The 20,221-nt window shown below is 55.3% G+C and carries 18 protein-coding genes and 1 tRNA gene; 7 read left to right on the top strand and 12 right to left on the bottom strand.

All coding sequences use genetic code 11. From position 1 onward, the window contains the following. Window positions 1–84: 84 nt before the first annotated feature. From B3X29_RS15800 to B3X29_RS15770, 7 genes are all read left to right on the top strand, one after another. Window positions 85–161 (top strand) — tRNA-Arg (locus B3X29_RS15800). 248 nt (window positions 162–409) lie between these two features. Next, window positions 410–976, top strand: a complete 567-nt coding sequence (gene yqaB, locus B3X29_RS15795) for a fructose-1-phosphate/6-phosphogluconate phosphatase (protein WP_156655149.1) — start codon at window positions 410–412, stop codon at window positions 974–976. Next, on the top strand, window positions 973–1,401 hold the full coding sequence (locus B3X29_RS15790) for a YqaA family protein (RefSeq protein ID WP_103180877.1): 429 nt from the start codon (window positions 973–975) through the stop codon (window positions 1,399–1,401). The genes yqaB and B3X29_RS15790 overlap by 4 nt, the downstream gene beginning before the upstream one ends. A 71-nt stretch (window positions 1,402–1,472) precedes the next feature. Beyond that, window positions 1,473–3,017 carry a glutamate--cysteine ligase gene (gshA, locus tag B3X29_RS15785; RefSeq protein ID WP_103180876.1) on the top strand — a complete coding sequence of 515 codons (1,545 nt, stop codon included), beginning with the start codon at window positions 1,473–1,475 and terminating at the stop codon, window positions 3,015–3,017. Between the two features lie 152 nt (window positions 3,018–3,169). Next, window positions 3,170–3,685, top strand: a complete 516-nt coding sequence (gene luxS, locus B3X29_RS15780; protein ID WP_103180875.1) for an S-ribosylhomocysteine lyase — start codon at window positions 3,170–3,172, stop codon at window positions 3,683–3,685. A gap of 228 nt (window positions 3,686–3,913) precedes the next feature. After that, the gene (locus tag B3X29_RS15775) at window positions 3,914–4,282 is read left to right on the top strand and encodes a hypothetical protein (RefSeq protein ID WP_103180874.1); all 369 of its coding nucleotides are present in this window, start codon (window positions 3,914–3,916) and stop codon (window positions 4,280–4,282) included. Between the two features lie 77 nt (window positions 4,283–4,359). After that, window positions 4,360–7,170 (top strand): FKBP-type peptidyl-prolyl cis-trans isomerase N-terminal domain-containing protein, encoded by a 2,811-nt coding sequence (locus tag B3X29_RS15770; protein ID WP_159340352.1) that lies wholly within the window; start codon window positions 4,360–4,362, stop codon window positions 7,168–7,170. A gap of 60 nt (window positions 7,171–7,230) precedes the next feature. On the opposite strand, the gene emrB is transcribed toward B3X29_RS15770, so the two are convergent. The 12 genes from emrB to B3X29_RS15710 all read right to left on the bottom strand — a co-directional run bounded on the left by emrB (window position 7,231) and on the right by B3X29_RS15710 (window position 20,169). Then, on the bottom strand, window positions 7,231–8,778 hold the full coding sequence (gene emrB / locus B3X29_RS15765) for a multidrug efflux MFS transporter permease subunit EmrB (protein ID WP_103180871.1): 1,548 nt from the start codon (window positions 8,776–8,778) through the stop codon (window positions 7,231–7,233). Window positions 8,779–8,794: 16 nt separating this feature from the next. After that, window positions 8,795–9,967, bottom strand: a complete 1,173-nt coding sequence (emrA, locus tag B3X29_RS15760; RefSeq protein WP_103180870.1) for a multidrug efflux MFS transporter periplasmic adaptor subunit EmrA — start codon at window positions 9,965–9,967, stop codon at window positions 8,795–8,797. Between the two features lie 124 nt (window positions 9,968–10,091). Beyond that, complete coding sequence (mprA, locus tag B3X29_RS15755) at window positions 10,092–10,622, bottom strand: transcriptional repressor MprA (protein WP_039029994.1); 531 nt, start codon at window positions 10,620–10,622, stop codon at window positions 10,092–10,094. A 309-nt stretch (window positions 10,623–10,931) separates the two neighbouring features. Next, on the bottom strand, window positions 10,932–12,116 hold the full coding sequence (locus B3X29_RS15750; RefSeq protein WP_290557520.1) for an MFS transporter: 1,185 nt from the start codon (window positions 12,114–12,116) through the stop codon (window positions 10,932–10,934). 135 nt (window positions 12,117–12,251) lie between these two features. Then, the gene (gene proX / locus B3X29_RS15745; protein ID WP_156655146.1) at window positions 12,252–13,247 is read right to left on the bottom strand and encodes a glycine betaine/L-proline ABC transporter substrate-binding protein ProX; all 996 of its coding nucleotides are present in this window, start codon (window positions 13,245–13,247) and stop codon (window positions 12,252–12,254) included. A 9-nt stretch (window positions 13,248–13,256) separates the two neighbouring features. Continuing rightward, window positions 13,257–14,327, bottom strand: coding sequence for a glycine betaine/L-proline ABC transporter permease ProW (gene proW, locus B3X29_RS15740; RefSeq protein WP_103180866.1), 1,071 nt, complete (start codon window positions 14,325–14,327; stop codon window positions 13,257–13,259). After that, the gene (gene proV, locus B3X29_RS15735) at window positions 14,320–15,522 is read right to left on the bottom strand and encodes a glycine betaine/L-proline ABC transporter ATP-binding protein ProV (protein WP_114385885.1); all 1,203 of its coding nucleotides are present in this window, start codon (window positions 15,520–15,522) and stop codon (window positions 14,320–14,322) included. Before proV ends, proW begins: the two co-directional genes overlap by 8 nt. 341 nt (window positions 15,523–15,863) lie before the next feature. Next, the gene (gene nrdF / locus B3X29_RS15730) at window positions 15,864–16,823 is read right to left on the bottom strand and encodes a class 1b ribonucleoside-diphosphate reductase subunit beta (protein WP_159340350.1); all 960 of its coding nucleotides are present in this window, start codon (window positions 16,821–16,823) and stop codon (window positions 15,864–15,866) included. A 9-nt stretch (window positions 16,824–16,832) separates the two neighbouring features. Continuing rightward, window positions 16,833–18,977, bottom strand: a complete 2,145-nt coding sequence (gene nrdE / locus B3X29_RS15725) for a class 1b ribonucleoside-diphosphate reductase subunit alpha (RefSeq protein WP_159340349.1) — start codon at window positions 18,975–18,977, stop codon at window positions 16,833–16,835. Beyond that, window positions 18,950–19,360, bottom strand: a complete 411-nt coding sequence (gene nrdI / locus B3X29_RS15720) for a class Ib ribonucleoside-diphosphate reductase assembly flavoprotein NrdI (RefSeq protein WP_103180862.1) — start codon at window positions 19,358–19,360, stop codon at window positions 18,950–18,952. The genes nrdE and nrdI overlap by 28 nt, the downstream gene beginning before the upstream one ends. Beyond that, window positions 19,357–19,602, bottom strand: a complete 246-nt coding sequence (gene nrdH / locus B3X29_RS15715; RefSeq protein WP_290557515.1) for a glutaredoxin-like protein NrdH — start codon at window positions 19,600–19,602, stop codon at window positions 19,357–19,359. The genes nrdI and nrdH overlap by 4 nt, the downstream gene beginning before the upstream one ends. A gap of 240 nt (window positions 19,603–19,842) precedes the next feature. Beyond that, on the bottom strand, window positions 19,843–20,169 hold the full coding sequence (locus tag B3X29_RS15710; protein WP_159340347.1) for a DUF883 family protein: 327 nt from the start codon (window positions 20,167–20,169) through the stop codon (window positions 19,843–19,845). Window positions 20,170–20,221: the final 52 nt, after the last annotated feature.

Genomic DNA, 20,221 nt, shown 5'->3' with positions numbered 1-20,221 from the left:
AATCCTCCCGGATGCACCATCTTTTATTGCATGTCGATTTCGAAATGATATGTGGTATCGAGTAGTACAGTAGTAAATCCCGATGCATCCGTAGCTCAGCTGGATAGAGTACTCGGCTACGAACCGAGCGGTCGGAGGTTCGAATCCTCCCGGATGCACCATCTTCTCAGAGATAACAGCCAGGCTGTAGTTTCATGGTCTGCGAATCAATCGTCAGCATCAGGGAGGATAACGTTGCTTCAGCAACGACCCGGAGGGCGAGGCAACGCCGAGTAATCCTCCCGGATGCACCATCTTCTCCCTCATTGTTTATTCCTTCGACGTTTCGTCAGCAATCATCTTCTCTGTCAGCGACAAAACCCCTTGTTTACGATAAAGTAACGCTTTGTAATCCTTTCGCGAGAGCACGATGTACGCACAGTATGACGGTTTGATTTTCGATATGGATGGCACCATCCTCGACACTGAGCCAACGCATCGCCAGGCATGGACTGAAGTCCTGGGTCGTTATGGTATGCGTTTCGACTTACAGGCGATGATAGCCCTCAACGGATCTCCAACCTGGCGTATTGCGCAGGCCGTGATTGAACTGAATCAGGCCGATCTCGACCCGCACCTGCTCGCGCGTGAAAAAACCGATGCAGTAAAAGCCATGCTGCTGGACACTGTGCGTCCTTTGCCCTTAATCGACGTAGTGAAGGCGTGGCACGGGCGACGTCCCATGTCCGTCGGTACGGGCAGTGAAAGCGCTATCGCTGAAGCACTGCTCAACCACCTTAACCTGCGCCACTATTTCTCTGCCGTGGTCGCGGCCGATCACGTTAAAAACCACAAGCCTGCACCTGACACCTTTCTGCTTTGTGCAGAGCTGATGGGCGTACCACCCGCGAAGTGCGTGGTGTTTGAAGATGCCGATTTCGGTATTCAGGCAGCGCGTGATGCCGGTATGGCCGCGGTGGATGTTCGCTTACTGTGAGTGACACACTGTCACTCGCCTCATTATTCGCCAGCAGTTTTTTAAGCGCCACGATCCTGCCCGGAAATTCCGAGGTGGTACTGGTGGCGATGCTCTTGTCCGGTGTCAGTCAGCCGTGGTTACTCGTGTTAATAGCAACAATGGGTAATAGCCTTGGAGGGCTGACTAACGTTATTCTTGGGCGATTCTTTCCGCTACGCAAAAAATCGCGCTGGCAGGAAAAGGCAGTCGGCTGGCTAAAACGCTATGGCGCTGCCACGCTTTTACTAAGCTGGATGCCGGTAATCGGTGATTTACTGTGCCTGCTGGCGGGATGGATGCGCATCTCCTGGGGGCCTGTGCTCTTTTTTTTATGCCTTGGCAAGGCATTGCGCTACATTCTTGTAGCGGTTGCAACTTTGCAGGGCATGACGTGGTGGCACTAATTGGACTGTTTGTGACCAGAAACCATTACAATTATGCTAAATGAAATGATTTTGACAGGCGGGAGGTCGAATTGATCCCGGACGTATCACAGGCACTGGCCTGGCTGGAAAACCACCCTCAGGCACTGAAGGGTATTCAGCGCGGTCTTGAGCGCGAAACGCTGCGCGTTAACGCAGATGGCAGTCTCGCAACGACAGGCCATCCACAGGCGTTGGGTTCGGCGCTGACCCATAAATGGATCACTACTGATTTCGCCGAAGCACTGCTTGAGTTTATTACGCCGGTCGACGGCGAAATTGACCACATGCTGAAAATCATGCGTGACATTCACCGCTACAGCGCCCGTAATCTGGGTGATGAGCGGATGTGGCCGCTGAGTATGCCGTGCTATATCGCGCAGGGGCAGGATATTGAACTGGCGCAGTACGGCACGTCCAATATCGGTCGTCTGAAAACGCTCTATCGCGAAGGATTAAAAAATCGCTATGGCGCGCTGATGCAGACGATCTCTGGCGTGCACTATAACTTCTCCTTGCCGATGGCATTCTGGCAGGCGAAGTGCGGCGAAACAGATAAAGAGGCGATCTCCGCAGGCTATTTCCGCCTGATTCGTAACTACTATCGCTTCGGCTGGGTCATCCCGTATCTGTTCGGCGCATCGCCGGCGATTTGCTCCTCTTTCCTGCAGGGCAAACCGACCACGCTGCCGTTTGAGAAAACCGACTGCGGTATGTACTACCTGCCATATGCCACCTCCCTGCGTCTCAGCGACCTGGGTTATACCAATAAGTCGCAAAGCAATCTCGGTATTACGTTTAACGATCTGCACGAGTATGTGGCAGGATTGAAGCGGGCGATCAAAACCCCGTCGGAAACCTACGAAGAGATCGGTCTTGAGAAAGACGGTAAGCGTCTGCAAATCAACAGTAACGTTTTACAGATTGAAAACGAACTATACGCGCCTATCCGTCCGAAACGCGTCACGCGCAGCGGAGAAACACCATCGGATGCGTTACAGCGCGGTGGGATTGAGTACATCGAAGTGCGCTCCCTGGATATCAACCCGTTCTCGCCTATCGGCGTGGACGAGCAGCAGGTACGCTTCCTGGATCTGTTTATGGTCTGGTGCGTGCTGGCCGATGCGCCGGAAATGAGTGCTGACGAACTGCTCTGCACCCGCACGAACTGGAACCGGGTGATCCTTGAAGGGCGTAAACCTGGCCTGACGCTGGGCATAGGTTGCCAGACGGCACAGTTCCCGCTGCAACAGGTGGGTAAAGATCTGTTCCGCGATCTCAAACGCGTCGCCCAGACACTGGACAGCGTTTATGGTGGCGATGCGTATCAGCTGGTTTGCGATCAGCTGGTCGAAAGTTTTGATAATCCTGAGCTAACGTTCTCGGCACGCATTCTGCGTTCTATGATTGATCGGGGCATCGGCGGGACCGGTCGTGCACTTGCGGCGGAGTATCGCGATATGCTGCTGCAGGAACCGCTGGAGGTGCTTACCGAAGCTGAGTTCGCTGCTGAACGCGAAGCGTCAACGGTGCGTCAGCGTGAGATTGAGGCGGCGGATACAGAGTCGTTTGCTGAGTTTCTGGCGAAACAGACCTGACAGAAAAGAAAAAGGCCACATCGCTGTGGCCAAAATAACATCTCTGAAGAACAGGGATGATGATAACAAATGCGCGTCTTTCATATACTCAGACGCGCGTTGAAAAGAAGAGTTCATTTTTTTTAAAAAAAAATCACTATCGGAGGTGACGTATGCCGTTATTAGATAGCTTTACTGTCGACCATACCCGTATGGAAGCACCTGCTGTACGCGTTGCGAAGACCATGCATACCCCGCACGGCGATACGATCACGGTATTCGACCTGCGTTTCTGCGTACCGAATAAAGAAGTGATGCCGGAAAAAGGCATTCACACCCTGGAGCACCTGTTTGCCGGCTTCATGCGCGATCACCTGAACGGTAACGGCGTTGAGATCATCGATATCTCGCCTATGGGTTGCCGTACCGGGTTCTACATGAGCCTGATTGGGGTGCCGGAAGAGACCCGCGTCGCAGATGCGTGGAAAGCGGCGATGGAAGATGTGCTGAAAGTTAAAGAGCAGAACCAGATCCCGGAGCTCAACGTTTACCAGTGCGGTACATATCAGATGCACTCTCTGGAAGAAGCCCAGGATATTGCCCGCCACATCCTTGAGCGTGACGTTCGCGTCAACAGCAATGACGAACTGGCGCTGCCAAAAGAGAAGTTGCAGGAACTGCACATCTAGCAAATTACCCGGCTCTTCGCAAGGAGTATGCCGGGTAATATTACTCTATTAATAAATTCCTAAAAGCCTGTCACTCGTTGTGCAATCCTCTCTTTCTCTTTATTATTGCAGCTAACGCATGATAGTTATTTATATATATTATATCTATGGATGAAACCTTAACGCTCATTCACTGTAATTATTGATGCGTTAATATTTCATGGAATAGAATATAATTAAGAGGGATTTATGAAAGTTTATTTTGCTGGCTCCGCGATTCTTTTTTCCGCTATTCTGCTGTCTGCCTGCAGTTCTAAACCGGTGACTACGCCTATAGCCAAAGCCCCTGCCGAACGTAAGCAGGAGGTGCAGTGCTATCAGGAGTTTTCTGCGCTGCAAAAGCTCGACCCGGCGGCCTACGAGACCTACCGTAAGCAATTTGAGAATATTAATAAAAACTATAAAATTTACGAATCGAATAAATCTCTGGTTGATGATAACGCTTCCGAAGTTATGCTCACCGAAATTAATAAAAAACTGTCGCTGGTATGCGTAAGGATTCGTAATACGGTTTATACCAATATGATGAACCGTGCCAATGAAATGAACAAGTTATGAATAAATATTTTAGCGCAGCACTGTACTGCGGATTGTTATTATCGGGTGGAAAAGCATTTTCAGCCGGAACGGAACTATTGGAACGTTTAAATAACGAAAAAATTATCGGCAATAATTCAACCAATCCTTTTATCTCCTCAGAGACCACCACTACTCCCCTGGATACAGCGCCGCAGCAGGTAAAACCTGCCCGTCCGGCGACCCGTGCCGCGTCTGTTAAAAACGACAAGGCCGTCGCGGCCGATCAGGCCAAACTTTCCCGCCTCACCGAGGCACTTCGTCAGGCCAATACCACCATCACCCAATTAGATAAACAGCTAAGTGCGGTGGAAAGCGAAAAGGCGCTGCTGGAACAGGCGGTTGCTCATGAAAGGGATCGTGTCGCGGAAAAAGAGCAGAAGCTCTCCCGGCTGACAGCACAATCGGAAGGCAGCGCGCAAAAGCTTGCCATTGAGAGCCTGATCGCGATGCTGCCGAAGCCTGCTGGCGTCGATCAACAAAAAAATGCAGAACTGGTGGAGCAGCTCAATAAAGCCAACGCGCAACGCGCCGCTCTGACGAAAGCGCTGAACGATCTACAGGCGCAGAAGGACGCGCTTGATGCGCAGCTGAGTGCCCTTAAGACCAACAGCATCCAGACCACTGGCGTGACAAAAGAGCTCGATGCTTTAAAAGCCCAGCTCTCGTCGCTGAATCTGCAAAAAGCGACTCTGGAGACCCGGCTCGCCGAACAGGAAAAAGCGTTCAGCGGCGAAAAGACAAAGTCTGAGATTGCGCAGAATCAGCTCGAAGATGCCAAAAAGGTGATTGCCTCGCAGGAGTCGCTGCTGGCTGTGCAGAAGAGCAGCGCCGGAAGCGACAAAGAGAAGCTGCTTAAAGAGCTGAGCGACCTGGAGGCGCAGAAGAAGGCGCTGGAAACCCAGCTGGCTTCACTGAAAGCGGCCGATGAGAAGAGCGCCACGCTGGCGAAAGAGTTGACCGATCTGCAGGCGCAGAAGAAGGCGCTGGAAACGCAGCTCGCTTCACTGAAAGCGGCCGAGGAAAAGAGCGTCGCGCTGACGAAAGAGTTGACCGACCTACAGGCGCAGAAGAAGGCGCTGGATGCCCAGCTTGCCACCCTCAAAACCAGCAGCGAGAAAAGCGCCGGGGTGGCAAAAGAGCTTGAGGCTCTAAAAGCCCAGCTGTCGTCGCTGAATCTGCAAAAAGCGACTCTGGAGACCCGGCTCGCCGAACAGGAAAAAGCGTTCAGCAGCGAAAAGACAAAGTCTGAAATTGCGCAGAACCAGCTCGAAGATGCCAAAAAGGTGATTGCCTCGCAGGAGTCGCTGCTGGCTGTGCAGAAGAGCAGCGCCGGAAGCGACAAAGAGAAGCTGCTTAAAGAGCTGAGCGATCTGCAGGCGCAGAAGAAGACGCTGGAAACCCAGCTGGCCTCCCTGAAAGAGGTCAGTACCAAAAATGACACTCTCAGCAAAGAGCTGTCCGATCTGCAGACGCAAAAGAAAGCGCTGGATACCCAACTTGCTTCTCTGAAAGAAGCCAGTGCGAAAAATGCGACCCTTACCAAAGAGCTGACCGATCTGCAGGCGCAGAAAAAGACGCTGGATACTCAGCTGACGGCGCTGAAAGCGGTCAATGAGAAAAGTGCCGCGCTGGCGAAAGAGCTGACCGAACTGCAAACGCAGAAAAAGGGGCTGGAGACGGAGCTGGCTGCCCTGAAAGCGATCCGCGAGAAAAACGTGGCATTGTCCAAAGAACTGGCCGATCTGCAGGCGCAGAAGAAAGCGGTGGAGGCGCAGCTTGCGACCCTTAAAACCAGCAGCGATAAGAGCACCGGCGCGGTAAAAGAGGCGGATGCCTTAAAAGCCCAGCTGTCGTCGCTGAACCAGCAAAAAGCCACTCTGGAGACCCGGCTGGCCGAGCAGGAAAAAGTGCTTAAAAGCGAGAAGTTAAAATCTGAGATTGCGCAGAACCAGCTTGAGGATGCTAAAAAAGTTATCGCTTCACAGGAGTCCCTGTTGGCTCTTCAGAAAAATAACGTTGGCAGCGAGAAAGATAAAAGCGGTGCGCTGGTCACTCAACTGGCTGCTGCCGGAAAAGAGACCGAGGAGCTGAAAAAGCAGCTGGCCCAGCTACAGACGCAAAAAGCCTCGCTTGAGGAGCAGCAGAAAACGCAAAGCGCCTCCCTGGCAACGTTGACGGCCGAAAACCAGAAGCTGAAGGAGAGTCAGGCAGCATCCGCAAAAGCGACTAAGGAGCCGCAGCGGATGAAGATCGATAAGACGGCGGCAAAAGATACGCTGACCAGCTACGCTATCGGCACCTGGTATGGCGATGCGGCAGGGCGTGAAAAGAGCAAGCTGCACGGGCTGAACAAAAAGCTCGATCTTAACGCCTTTATGCAGGGCTTTAACGACAAGGTGAACAATAAGCTCCAGATGACGCCAGCAGCGCTGTCGAAGGAGCTGGTCGCGCTGGATCAGGTACAGAAAAAGCAGTTTGTCGCAATGCAAAGTGAAAACGAAAAGCAGAGCAAAGCGATCATGACTAAGGCGGCGAATGAGAAAGGCGCTAAACGACTGCCGGAAGGAGCTATCTATCGGGTGATTCAGCAAGGTGAGGCGCCGCTGATTACGGCCCAGAACGAGATCATTGCCGAGATTGATGAGGTGCTGGGTACCGGTAAAGTGATGTCCAGTAAAGAGGTGCGCGCCAGCCGGGTTAAGGATTTACCGCCGCTGTTCCAGACGGTAGTGAAAAAACTGGGTCTGGGCGGGGAGGCAAAAATCCATATCCCGGCGAAACAGGCCTACGGTGAAGAGGGCGTACCCGGCTTTGTGCCACCAGGCACGGTCTCGATCATTACGATTAAAATTATCGGCATTAAGTAAGTTCTATCGCGCCCATAAAAAAACGGATCTGCATGCAGATCCGTTTTTCTTTTCAGATGATTAGTGCGCGCCACCGCCTCCGCCGCCCGCGCCAAACGGCGGTTTGGCGAACCAGATCAGCCCCAGCAGCACAATAAACACCCCAGCCGATAGCCAGAAGATCTCGTTGGCCGAGATGATTAGCCCCTGGGCGGTGATCTGCTGCGCTATCCATCCGGAAGCCTGCTGCTCAGACATGCCCATCCCCTGCAGCTGGCTGTAGACTTCCTGCGCCTGCGGATTGAACACGTTCACCGATTCAGTCAGCTGCGCATGGTGCAGCGACTCGCGGTTAGTCCACATGGTGGTGGTCATCGAGGTCCCGATAGAGCCCGCCAGCGTACGCATAAAGTTCGACAGGCTGGATGCCGCCGCCATCCTTTCCGGCGGCAGACCGGAGAGGGTGATGGTGGTCAGTGGCATAAAGAAGCAGGCCACTGCAAACCCCTGGATGAACTGCGGCCACGCGGAGGCGCCAAAGTCCATGCCCGGTTCAAAGGTATAGGCGCGCCAGTAGAAGCACACCGCATACATGATGAAGCTGAAGGTCACCAGGCGTCGCATATCCAGCTTATGGGCGAAGCGGCCGATGATCGGCGACAGCAGGACCGGGATCACCCCGACCGGCGCCGACGCCAGCCCTGCCCAGGTGGCGGTATACCCGTATACCTCCTGCAACAGCTGCGGCAGCAGAACAATGGCGCCGAAGTAAAGCATGTAGGCAAGGCTGATACACAAACACCCTATGGTGAAGTTGCGTGATTTAAATAGCGACAAATCGACTATCGGGTTGTCGTCCGTCAGCTCCCAGACAATCAGGAAGCTGAGCGCCACCACCGCCACAACAGTCAGAACGATGATCTCCTGCGAGGCGAACCAGTCCAGCTCTTTCCCGCGGTCGAGCATGATCTGCAGGCTACCGATGCCCAGCACCAGTAGCGCCAACCCCACGCCATCAATCCGCCGCTGTTCAGTGCGGGTTTCGCGGCCACGCAGCGACTGCAGGGTCAGCAGTACCACCAGGGCGCCAATCGGCACGTTGATAAAGAAGATCCAGCCCCAGTGATAGTTATCGCTGATATAACCGCCCAGAATCGGGCCGCAGATCGGGGCGACAATCACCGTCATCGACCACAGCGCCAGCGCAATAGAGCGCTTGGCAGGCGGGTAGTTGTTCAGGAGCAGACTTTGCGACAGCGGGATCAACGGTCCGGCCACAATCCCCTGGATCACGCGGAAGAAGATGAGCATGTTCAGGCTGGTGGAGACGCCACACGCCCAGGAGGCCAGCACGAAAGCGATCGTTGACCAGAGGAACAGTTTCACTTCCCCGACGCGCTTCGCCAGCCAGCCGGTAATCGGGATGGAGATCGCATTCGCCACCCCGAACGAGGTGATCACCCATGTCCCCTGGCTCAGGGAAGAGCCAAGGTTCCCGGCGATGGTCGGGATCGCCACGTTCGCGATGGTGGAGTCCAGCACCTGCATGAATGTCGCCAGCGAAAGCGCAATGGTCATGATGACCAGCTGCGCCCCTTCCAACGGTTTTTGCGGTTTTTGCTGCTGCATAACGCTCACCTTCGGATTAACCGGCGTTTGCCTTCACGATCTCATCGATCAGTTTATTCACCGGCTCAAGGCTGATCTCACGGGCATTACTTTCGTAGGCCGGGTTCGAACGTGCCTGGTTTGCCAGCATCTGGCCGTCACGGTTGGAGGTGTCCACCGTCACCAGCGTGGAGAGGCCAATACGCAGCGGATGGTCCGCCAGCTGTTTCTCATCCAGCTCGATCCGCACCGGCAGACGCTGAACCACTTTGATCCAGTTCCCGGTGGCGTTCTGCGCAGGCAGCAGCGAGAAGGCGCTGCCGGTCCCCATATCCAGCCCCACCACTTTGCCGGTGTACTTTACGTCGTCGCCGTAGATGTCGCTGACGACCGTGGCGGTCTGGCCGATACGCATATGCGCCAGCTGGGTCTCTTTGAAGTTGGCGTCAATCCACAGGTTGGTTGCCGGCACCACCGCCATCAGCGGGGTGGAGGAGGTGATCTGCGCGCCAGGCTGCACGGAACGACGGGAAACGTAGCCGGTCATCGGGCTGACGATTTTAGTACGCTGCAGCGCCAGCCAGGCGTTACGGACTTCGGTCGCCGCCTGTTTTACCGCCGGTTGTTGGTCGAGCGTGGTATTCAGCACGATCGCCTGATTAGCGTTATATTGCTGAAGTGCCACATCCAGCTGGGCCTGCGCGCTGGCGACCGCGTCACGGGCGTGTTGCAGCTCTTCGCGGCCAATCAGGTTGGCCGAACCCAGCGGGACGCGACGATTGAGGTCGCTCTGGGCCTGGGCGAGGGCGGTTTTCTGCACGTCAATATTGGCCTGCAGCTGTTTGCTGTTGATCATCAGCTGGCGGGTCTGACGTACGCTCGAGGCCAGCTCAGTCTGCGCTTTTTCAAACGCCTGCTGGGCATCGGTCGGATCGAGCGTTACCAGCACATCACCTTTTTGCACAAAGTCGGTATTGTCAGCCCAGACTTTCGTCACGCTGCCCGACACCTGCGCCATAATCTGAACCTGGTTCCCTGCCACATACGCGTCATCCGTCTCTTCACTATGACGCAGTACTAAAAACCAATAGATCCCATATGCCACGGCAATGATAATAAAGAGCAAGGTCAGCAGCAGAAGGGCGCGCTTGCGTTTGCCTTTCTTGTTGACCGGTTGCTGCGGGGTTGTGTTCTCCGCATTTGCGCTCATGTTGTTCTCCACGATCTTATTATTTCACATCGGCTGAGCCGACCTGTTATCAGAAAGGCCAGCACGATGAGATGCTGGCCTGACGGTTTTCTTATTAATCTGGATTTTGGAGCGTGTCGTCGCGTTAGCGCAGCGCCTCAAGAACAGCGCCATCTTCATCCATCTGGTCCAGACGGGTGAGCAGCTTACGGGTGATATGCTCGAGCTGATCTTTCTCTGCGTTACTTAAAGACGACCAGAGTTGATGCAGGCAGTTGTGCTGAGGTGGGAGCACCTCGCGCAGGAATTCGTGACCTTTCTCGGTCAGTTGCAGGTGCAGACAACGGCGGTCGTTGTCACTTTCGCGGCGCTCAATCCAGCCACGTTTTTCAAGCTCATCGGCAATACGGGTCGCATTGGTACGGGACGAACCCAGCGCGCAACTCAGTTCCGAAGGCTGAATGCTGTGATTTTCCTGAGACTCCAGCGTAATCAACGCCATAAATAACGTCTCGTTAATCCCTTGAGCTTTCAGCATTTTATTGCGATTTTCCAGCAGCTTACCCTGCATGTGCATGCAGAGACGCGTTAACAGGATCTCCTGATATGGGAAATCTGCATAGCGACTGGCGCGAAATTTAAGCATTTGTTCAATGGGCGTAAACGAACTATCCATTTGGGCATAACCTCATTAATTACAGCCGATATAGTAACGACAGTGACAAATAATGTAAATGAATTATTTGTGCGGATAAAATCCACAAGGCGAATTTCACTGTCATCAAGAGCCGGGTTGATCCGTGACCCGGTAAGCACAGAAAAGAGGGGGTGGCGCTGGCAAAACGGGGATGAGTCATCAGGCGTAAGCTATTCATGCGGTATTCTAATATATTACCCACATAAAAATTTTCGGTATAAATGATTGCGTACCTTAACAGACTGAGGGGCTCCTTAACACCCTGAGAGCCCCAAACTTATGTAAACCTTATTGAATAGCCTCCTGACGGTGATAACCGCGCCACCAGACCAGCAGGTTAAGCAGCGCCATCACCGACCCGACCGCACACACGCCCGTCCAGCCGGCATGCTGCCACGCCGAGGCCGAAATGAGCGACCCGGCCGCACCGCCGATAAAGTAGCTGGTCATATACCCGGCCGTCAGGCGGGTACGGGCATCCGGCTTGACGCGGTAAATCACGGTCTGGTTGGTGATATGCACCCCCTGCACGGTCAGGTCGAGCACCAGGATGCCGATAATCAGCGCCAGCACCGAGACATGTCCGTACCAGATTGCTGCCCAGGAGAGCAGCAGCATCACCAGACCGGCGGTGGTGGTGAGGTGCGATTTACCCTTGTCCGCCAGGCCACCCGCAGGACGCGCCCCCAGCGCACCGGCAGCCCCGGCCAGACCAAACAGACCGATCACCCCTTCGGAATAGTTAAACGGCGGAGAGGCCAGCAGGAAGGCCATCGAGGTCCAGAGAATACTGAAGTTAGCGAAGGTGAAACAGCCGAGCAACGCCCGGGTACGCAGCAGTTTATCCTTTATGAACAGGCTAAAGACGGAGCCCAGCAGCTGCGGATAGTTGAGATGGGTTTCTGACTTCACCTTCGGCAGGCCGCGCCACAGCGCCAGCGCCATCACCACCATCAGCACCGAGGCGACCCAGTAGACGGTGCGCCAGCCGCCGATACCCGCCAGTAAGCCCGCAACGGTACGCGCCAGTAAAATCCCCAGCAGCAGGCCGCTCATAATGGTGCTGACCACCTTACCGCGCTTATCCGGCGAGGCGAGGGTAGCGGCGAGGGGCACCAGAATCTGCGCCACCACCGAGAAGAGACCGGTCAGGGCGGTGCCGAGGATCATCATGCTAAGCGACTGGCTGGAGGCGGTGATCAACATCCCGCCCGCGGCCAGCAGCGTCATGGAGACAATCATCGCCCGGCGTTCAAACATATCCCCCAACGGGACGAGGAACAGCAGACCCACAGCGTATCCCAGCTGGGCGGCGGTAACGATAAAACCGGCTGAGCTTGCCGAGAGCGAGAAGTTGCGGGCGATGGTTTCCAGCAGGGGTTGCGCATAGTAGTTGCTGGCGACCGCCAGACCGGTTGCCACTGACATCAGCAGAATAAGTGCGGGGCTAAGCCCCTGAGGTGTTTTTGTCATTTGGTTTCGAAATCATTAGTTAAGTGATTATTTTTTCGTAAACCATAATAACGGATGAAGAGAGGAGGCGGGGAGTTGTTGAGTGATGGATCGTGCGGTCTGCTCCCCTCTCCGGGAGAGAGGAGCAGAGTAGCGTTACTTCTGTGCCGCCAGGGCTTCATTTACCCATGCATCAAACTGCTGCTGGTGGGCTTTGATCCAGCCATCGATATGGCCCTGTACATCGGCCTCCGATGACTTGCCGGCATGCATCATCGCGTTCTGCGCGTTGATGTCCGCCAGCGGCAGCTTCATGACCGAGAAGAGCTTCGCCGCTGCCGGGTTTTTCTCAGCCCAGGCTTTGTTGGCCACAATGTGCATGGTATTCACCGGGAAGCCGTAGTTCATGCCGTTAGGCAGTTTGGTGTCGATATCCTTCTGCTCGCCCGGCAGAGAGGAGAACGGCACCTGCAGCCAGACCACATCTTTACCCGGCTTCAGTACGTCGCTTACCCAGTATGGCGTCCAGGTGTAATAGATGACCGGTTTACCCTCTTTAAAGCGGGCAATAGTGTCCGCCATCATCGCAGAGTAGTTGCCGTGACTCACCTCCACCGTTTTTGCCAGGTCGAAGGCTTTGTTCTGATGGTTAATCACCGCCTCACAGCCCCAGCCCGGCGAGCAGCCCATCATGTCGGCTTTGCCGTCCCCGTTGGTATCGAACAGCTTCGCAATCTTCGGATCTTTCAGCTGCTCAATATTGGTGATGTGGTACTGATCGGCGGTTTTCTTGTCGATCAGGTAACCCTGAGCCGCACCGGAGACAAAGGTCCCTTCACGGTAGAACTTTTTGTCGCCGCCCGCGGCGGTGTACATGTCGTCATGCAGCGGCTGCCAGTTGACGGCAGTAAAGGTGGCATCCCCCGAGGCAATAGAGGTATAGCCGACGTTGTAATCCACTTCGCTGGGTTTATTGACCGTATAGCCCAGCTTCTCCAGCGCGCGGCTGACCAGCCCGGTCTGGAATGACTCTTCGGAGATGGTGCTCTGGACCGGTTGCACGGTAATACCGGTGCCCGGCAGGTCGGCAGCGAATGCGCTGGTGGAGGCAAGGGTGGCAAACGCTGTGGCAAAAAGTACGCTATGTCGCATCGTTGTTCCTTATTTAGACGTTGTGAATGGGCGGGTAAGCAACCCGACAGGGCCGGTGTTATACCAGCGACGGTTGCCGCGACTGCGTGCATCACGACCGACAGCCTGGGTCAGGCGGTCAAGGATAATGGCGAGGATCACGATCCCGACGCCACCGACGGTGGCCAGCCCCATATCGAGACGACCAATCCCGCGCAGCACCATCTGGCCCAGACCGCCCACGGCGATCATCGAGGCGATCACCACCATCGACAGGGCCAGCATCAGGGTCTGGTTCACACCCGCCATAATGGTGGGCATCGCCAGCGGCAGCTGGACTTTAAACAGCATCTGACGCGGGCTGGCGCCAAACGAGCGCGAGGCTTCGATCAGATCCGCCGGCACCTGATTGATGCCCAGAATGGTCAGACGCACAATCGGCGGCAGGGCGAAGATAATGGTCACCACCACGCCCGGCACGTTGCCGATGCCGAACAGCATCACGATAGGCACCAGGTAGACAAACGCCGGGGTGGTCTGCATCGCATCCAGCAGTGGGCGAATAATTTTCGCTGCCCGCGGGCTGCGCGCCAGCCAGATCCCCATCGGCAGGCCGATCACCACGCAGAAGAGCAGGGCGGTCAGTACCAGCGCCAGGGTGATCATCGCCTGGGACCACGCGCCAATGGCGCCGATGGCGATCAGCGAGATCAACGTGGCGATCCCCATCCCCGCGCTGCCAAACTGCCAGGCGATCAGCGAGAAGAGCACGATGGCGACCGGAGCCGGCATCCCCAGCATCAGCTGCTGGAAGCCGTTGAGGATGTAGTCCACCGGGACGCGGATCCCCTGGAAGACCGGGCGGAAGTGGGTCACTACCCAGTCGATCCCCTCCGTCACCCAGCTGTCGAGCGGGATCAGGGTCTTATGGAACGGGTCCATAATATTGAAATGTTCTGGCGCAGGCGCAGGGGCGCTGGTCAGCCAGTCAGCGCCACCGCCGTCGGTGGGTGCTGGCGTAGAAGAACCCCACGCGTCAGCGGATTGCGCCGCGCTGTCCGCCGCCTCTGTAGTACCCCACGGGTTAGATTGATCAGCCATTGTTTGCCCCCTCGCGATCTAAAGCCTGCAGCAGCATGCGTTTTGAAATGATGCCGACGTACTGTTGTTCCTCTCCAACCACCGGCACCGCACAGGGCGCCTGGCCAACGTGAGAGAGCAACTCGCTGAGCGGCGTTTCGGCGTCCACAGCAAGTGGCGCGTCGATTAACGCCGCATCGATCCCCTGACCTTCGCCGAGGGCGGTTTTCAGGGAGTCGATGGAGACCACGCCGACAAATTTATTGCCGCGTTCAACCAGATAACCGTATTCCCGGTCCTCATCCTGCAGCAGCTTCAGTGCCGAGCGCGGGCCGAACCCTGGCGTTTTACGGATAATGCCGTTTGGCGTACGGCGGGCAATATCTTTGGCGCTAAACACCTGGCTAATATCCACGCCGCGGAAGAAGGTGCGGACATAATCATTTGCCGGATTATTGAGAATTTCGTCCGGAGTACCCACCTGAACCACTTCGCCGTTTTGCATAATGGCAATACGATCGCCAATTCGCATGGCTTCATCGAGGTCATGGGAAATAAAGACAATGGTGCGTTGATGCCGGGATTGCAGTTTTACCAGCTCGTCCTGCATCTCGGTGCGAATTAATGGATCGAGGGCCGAGAAGGCTTCATCCATTAATAATATATCGGGGTTGATCGCTAATGCGCGGGCTAATCCCACGCGCTGGCGCATCCCGCCGGAAAGTTCATCCGGATATGCGTGGGCGTAATTTTCCAGCCCCACCTGACGCAGCGCATCCAGCGCTTTTTCCTGGCGCTCATTGGCCGGTACGCCGGCTAATTCCATGCCGAAGGCAGTGTTATTTAACACCGTCATATGCGGCATCAGGGCGAATGACTGAAACACCATCGCGATCTTTTTTCTGCGCACCTCGCGAAGCTCGGCGTCTGATATTTTGGCGATATCGACGCCGTCAATCAGCACCTGCCCGCGGGTGGGTTCAATCAGGCGATTGAGAAGGCGAACCATAGTGGATTTACCCGAACCGGATAATCCCATGATGACAAATATCTCGCCTTCTTCAATGGCCAGACTGGCGTCTTTAACGCCAAGCGATAGCCCGGTTTTTTCCAGAATTTGTTCTTTTGAGAGACCTTTTTCAATATATTTGAAAGCCCTCTGCGGGTGCTCACCAAATACTTTGTAGAGGTTTTTAACTTCTAATTTAATTGCCATGCAATAAAGAATGTCCCGTTATTTATTTAAATCGATAGCGTTACCAGTGAAATAATAAGCAGGCCATACCCTAACATACTCAGAATCTGAGACAACCCTTGCGGCGCTTGTGGCATGAATTTTGCCGTGGTTTGCACGCAGGTAATATCGCTCAATTTCCCATGAGATAAGGGCTGAGCGGGAAATGAATTTTTTTGAGATTTTTACCGTGCGGATGGGAAATTTCGCCTGAATCGATGTGATTCAGGCGAATATGACCGGAGAATTACAGCGTAGATCACGAAGAGATATTTGTCAGACATTAAGTGATATATTTCGCATTGAAAACCGATTTATTTTACTTAAAAATCCCAGTCCTGGTCTTCTGTCTCCACCGTTTTTCCCATGACATAGGACGATCCCGATCCGGAGAAAAAATCATGGTTTTCGTCACCATTCGGCGAGAGCGCGGCGAGGATCGCCGGGTTGACCTCCGCCATTTCCGGCGGGAAGAGCGCCTCGTAGCCGAGGTTCATCAGCGCTTTGTTGGCGTTGTAGCAGAGGAACGCTTTCACATCCTCCTCCCAGCCCGTTCCGGCATAGAGCTCGTCGGTATAGTTCAGCTCGTTATCATACAGATCCATCAGGAGATCCAGCGCAAAGCCCTTCAACGTCTCGCGTTCGGCCTCGCTAACTTTCTCGAGCCCTTTCTGATACTTATAGCCGATGTAATACCCATGTACGGCCTCATCCCGGATGATCAGGCGAATCAGATCCGCGGTATTGGTGAGCTTACCCCGGCTTGACCAGTACATCGGCAGCCAGAAACCGGAGTAGAAGAGAAACGACTCCAGAAAGACGCTGGCGATCTTCTTCTTCAGCGGTTCGTCGGCGCGGTAATGTTCCAGTACCCGCTGGGCTTTATGCTGCAACGCAACGCTCTCTTCGCTCCAGCGGTACGAGGCATCCACATCTTTGGTCTGACAAAGCGTCGAGAAGATGGAGCTGTAAGAGCGGGCATGCACCGCCTCCATAAAGCTGATATTCGACATCACCGCCTCTTCGTGCGGGGTCAGCGCATCGTCAATCAGCGACGGTGCGCCCACCGTGTTCTGCACCGTGTCGAGCAGGGTCAGGCCGGTAAAGACGCGGATAGTGACCTGCTGCTCTTCGTGGCTTAAGGTCTGCCACGCCGGAACGTCGTTCGACAGCGGCACCTTTTCCGGTAGCCAGAAGTTGCTGGTCAGGCGGTTCCATACCTCCAGATCTTTGTCATCTTCAATCTTGTTCCAGTTAATGGCGTGAACCCGGGACAGTTTCATGCTCTCTCCTTACAGCGCGCAGGACACGCAGCCTTCTGTTTCGGTGCCTTCCAGCGCAAGCTGGCGCAGGCGAATGTAGTACAGGGTCTTGATCCCTTTCTTCCACGCATAGATCTGCGCTTTGTTGATGTCGCGGGTGGTGGCGGTGTCCGGGAAGAAGAGCGTCAGCGACAGCCCCTGATCGACATGTTTTGTCGCCTCGGCGTAGGTATCGATAATTTTTTCCGGGCCGATTTCATAAGCATCCTGATAGAGGTCCAGATTCTCATTCGTCATAAACGGGGCAGGGTAGTAGACGCGCCCGGTTTTCCCCTCTTTGCGGATCTCGATTTTCGACACAATCGGGTGAATGCTTGAGGTGGCATGGTTGATGTACGAGATCGACCCGGTGGGCGGTACCGCCTGCAGATTCTGGTTGTAGATGCCGTAGCGCATCACGTCGTCGCGCAACTGTTGCCACATCGCCCGCGTCGGCAGGCGGACCCCGGCGCGGGCAAACAGCGCCCGCACTTTTTCCGTTTTCGGCTGCCAGTCACCGCTGAGGTACAGGTTAAAGTACTCTCCGCTGGCGTAACGCGACTGCGCAAAACCGGCGAATCGCTGCCCTTTTTCACGGGCCAGCATCATAGAGGTGTTCAGCGCGTGCCAGGTGATGGTGTAGAAGTAGAGGTTGGTGAAATCCAGCCCCTCCGGGCTGCCGTAGGCAATGCCCTCCCGCGCCAGATAGCCGTGCAGATTCATCTGCCCCAGCCCAATGGCGTGCGAGGCGGCATTCCCGGCCTCCACCGACGGCACGCTGCGGATGTGGCTCATCTCCGACACTGCCGACAGGCCGCGCACCGCGGTTTCAACGGTGCGGCCAAAGTCCGGCGAGTCCATGGTATGGGCAATATTCAGCGAGCCCAGATTGCAGGAGATATCGTGCCCGATACGGGCGTAGTCCAGATTCTCGTCATAGGTTGAAGGGCTGTTAACCTGCAAAATCTCGGAGCAGAGGTTGCTCATATTGATGCGCCCGGCAATGGGGCTGGCATGGTTGACCGTGTCCTCGTACATGATGTAGGGATAGCCGGATTCAAACTGGATCTCGGCCAGCCGCTGGAAGAACTCCCGGGCGTTGAGGTTTTTTTTGCGGATCCGCGTATCCGCCACCATCTCGTCATACAGCTCGCTCACCGCCACATCGCCAAACGGCTTACCGTAGATGCGTTCCACGTCGTAGGGGGAGAAGAGCGCCATGTCGGCATTCTCTTTTGCCAGCCGGAAGGTGACATCCGGGATCACCACCCCAAGGGAGAGGGTTTTGATGCGAATTTTTTCGTCGGCGTTTTCGCGTTTGGTATCAAGAAAACGCATGATGTCCGGGTGATGGGCATGAAGATAGACCGCCCCGGCCCCCTGGCGCGCGCCAAGCTGGTTGGCGTAGGAGAAGGCATCCTCCAGCATCTTCATCACCGGGATCACCCCGGAGGACTGGTTCTCGATGCGCTTGATGGGCGCCCCCGCTTCCCGCAGGTTCGAGAGTAAAAAGGCCACGCCGCCGCCGCGTTTGGAAAGTTGTAGTGCCGAATTGACCGCCCGGCCAATCGACTCCATGTTGTCTTCAATGCGCAGCAGGAAACAGGAGACCAGCTCCCCGCGCTGTGCCTTGCCGCCGTTGAGAAAGGTCGGCGTGGCGGGCTGAAAACGCCCGGCGAGGATCTCATCCGTCAGTTGGCGGGCCAGCGTTTCATCTCCCCGGGCCAGGGTCAGGGCGACCATTACCACCCGATCTTCGAAGCTCTCCAGATAGCGCTTTCCGTCGAAGGTTTTCAGCGTATAGCTGGTGTAAAACTTCCAGGCGCCGAGGAAGGTCTGGAAACGAAAACCGCTGGCATGGGCATGGGCAAAGAGCGCCAGCACAACGCTGCTCTCATAGCGCGCCAGCACCCCTGGGTCGTAGTAACCCTCCCTGAGCAGGTAATCCAGACGCGCCTGCGGGCTGGCAAAGGTCACGCTGTTGGGGCGGACATGGGCATTAAAAAAGGCGTCCACCGCCTCACGATCTTTGCTGAACTGGATCTTCCCGTCTTCATCGTATAGGTTCAGCATGGCGTTCAGGGCATGGAAATCCTGCGATCCCTGTATCACGCGTTCTGTGGTTGTCGTTGCCAAAATTCGTTTACTCCTTTACGCACGTTGTCGACGTCCTGCTGGGTCCCCATCAGCTCAAAGCGATAGAGGTACGGCACGCCGCACTTTTGTGAGATGACATCCCCGGCGCGGCAGAAGGCCTCGCCGAAATTACGGTTGCCGGCGGCGATCACCCCGCGGATAAGCCCCCGATTATGGGGATCGTTAAGAAAGCGGATCGCCTGGCGCGGTACCGCCCCGGCGGTTCCGCCGCCGCCGTAGCTGGGCACCACCAGAATAAAAGGCTCGTCCACCTGGATGCGCTCCCGTTCGTTCAGCGGGATCCGCACGGCGGGCAGCCCGAGGCGCACGATAAAGCGGTGCGTGTTCTCCGAGCTGCTGGAGAAGTAGACGAGCAGGCTCATGCCCGGGCGGCCTGCGCAGCCTGCGGCAGCCGGTTAATCAGGTCCGGACGGAACCCCGACCAGCTCATCTCCCCGGCGACCACCACCGGCAACTGGCGGAACCCCTGGGCTTTAAGCCTCTCTGCCGCGTCGGCAACCTGATCCACATTCACCAGTTCGAAGCTCACGCCCCGGCTCTCCATGGCGCGTTTGGTGGCATGGCACTGCACACAGTTGTTGCGAGTGTAAATAATAATGCGCATGATTCGTATTTCCATTTAAAATGGGAGTCCAACGCGATTGAACGCGTCACAGGAGTCTGTCTTGCTAAAAGGAATACTAGATGTAGTTATCCAAACTTTCAACCACACAAGATATGGGAAATTCAAGCGTGCTTGCTGCCGGTAACAACTGTTACGGGAAGGGGAGGTATGGCTTATAAAAATGAAAAACCCCAACACCGCAGGGCATTGGGGTAGAAGAACATAGTACGGCGTTGGGCGTTACTTACGCAGGGCGAGCAGCGCACCGATGAAGATCCCGACGGCGGCGACAGTACCTACCGCACACATGGGTCTCTCGCGAATAAAGGTGTTCGCACAGTTTATGGCATCGCAGGCAGACTGTTTGCTGGTGGAGCATCCATTAAGGCGCGCACGGGTTTCACGCAGTAGCGATCGCGCCTTACGTCTCGCATCTTCCGCTTCGCCCTTCGCATCTGAACCCCAGGATTTCAAAACGCTTTCCAGCGTATCCGCTAATTTCCTGACATCGTTATGGATATCCTGAGCATCGTCCTCAATGTCGTTTCGGTTTGATCGGCTAAACATACAATTCTCCCTTGAATTTGCGGTAATAAACAGTTTAGACCACCTTTTTAAT

This window comes from Leclercia sp. UBA5076 (assembly GCF_002416465.1).
Classification (GTDB): Bacteria; Pseudomonadota; Gammaproteobacteria; order Enterobacterales; family Enterobacteriaceae; genus Enterobacter.
This window is presented reverse-complemented; position numbering and strand designations above follow the sequence as displayed.

What these genes read in the sequence shown, in the direction of transcription:
- B3X29_RS15775 (WP_103180874.1), top strand. Translation starts at nt 3,914, where the DNA reads ATGAAAGTTTATTTTGCTGGCTCCGCGATTCTTTTTTCCGCTATTCTG.
- emrB (WP_103180871.1), bottom strand. Translation starts at nt 8,778, where the DNA reads ATGCAGCAGCAAAAACCGCAAAAACCGTTGGAAGGGGCGCAGCTGGTC.
- nrdI (WP_103180862.1), bottom strand. Translation starts at nt 19,360, where the DNA reads ATGAGCCTGCTCGTCTACTTCTCCAGCAGCTCGGAGAACACGCACCGC.
- B3X29_RS15710 (WP_159340347.1), bottom strand. Translation starts at nt 20,169, where the DNA reads ATGTTTAGCCGATCAAACCGAAACGACATTGAGGACGATGCTCAGGAT.
- nrdH (WP_290557515.1), bottom strand. Translation starts at nt 19,602, where the DNA reads ATGCGCATTATTATTTACACTCGCAACAACTGTGTGCAGTGCCATGCC.
- proV (WP_114385885.1), bottom strand. Translation starts at nt 15,522, where the DNA reads ATGGCAATTAAATTAGAAGTTAAAAACCTCTACAAAGTATTTGGTGAG.
- B3X29_RS15750 (WP_290557520.1), bottom strand. Translation starts at nt 12,116, where the DNA reads ATGACAAAAACACCTCAGGGGCTTAGCCCCGCACTTATTCTGCTGATG.
- emrA (WP_103180870.1), bottom strand. Translation starts at nt 9,967, where the DNA reads ATGAGCGCAAATGCGGAGAACACAACCCCGCAGCAACCGGTCAACAAG.
- luxS (WP_103180875.1), top strand. Translation starts at nt 3,170, where the DNA reads ATGCCGTTATTAGATAGCTTTACTGTCGACCATACCCGTATGGAAGCA.
- nrdF (WP_159340350.1), bottom strand. Translation starts at nt 16,823, where the DNA reads ATGAAACTGTCCCGGGTTCACGCCATTAACTGGAACAAGATTGAAGAT.
- yqaB (WP_156655149.1), top strand. Translation starts at nt 410, where the DNA reads ATGTACGCACAGTATGACGGTTTGATTTTCGATATGGATGGCACCATC.
- proW (WP_103180866.1), bottom strand. Translation starts at nt 14,327, where the DNA reads ATGGCTGATCAATCTAACCCGTGGGGTACTACAGAGGCGGCGGACAGC.
- mprA (WP_039029994.1), bottom strand. Translation starts at nt 10,622, where the DNA reads ATGGATAGTTCGTTTACGCCCATTGAACAAATGCTTAAATTTCGCGCC.
- proX (WP_156655146.1), bottom strand. Translation starts at nt 13,247, where the DNA reads ATGCGACATAGCGTACTTTTTGCCACAGCGTTTGCCACCCTTGCCTCC.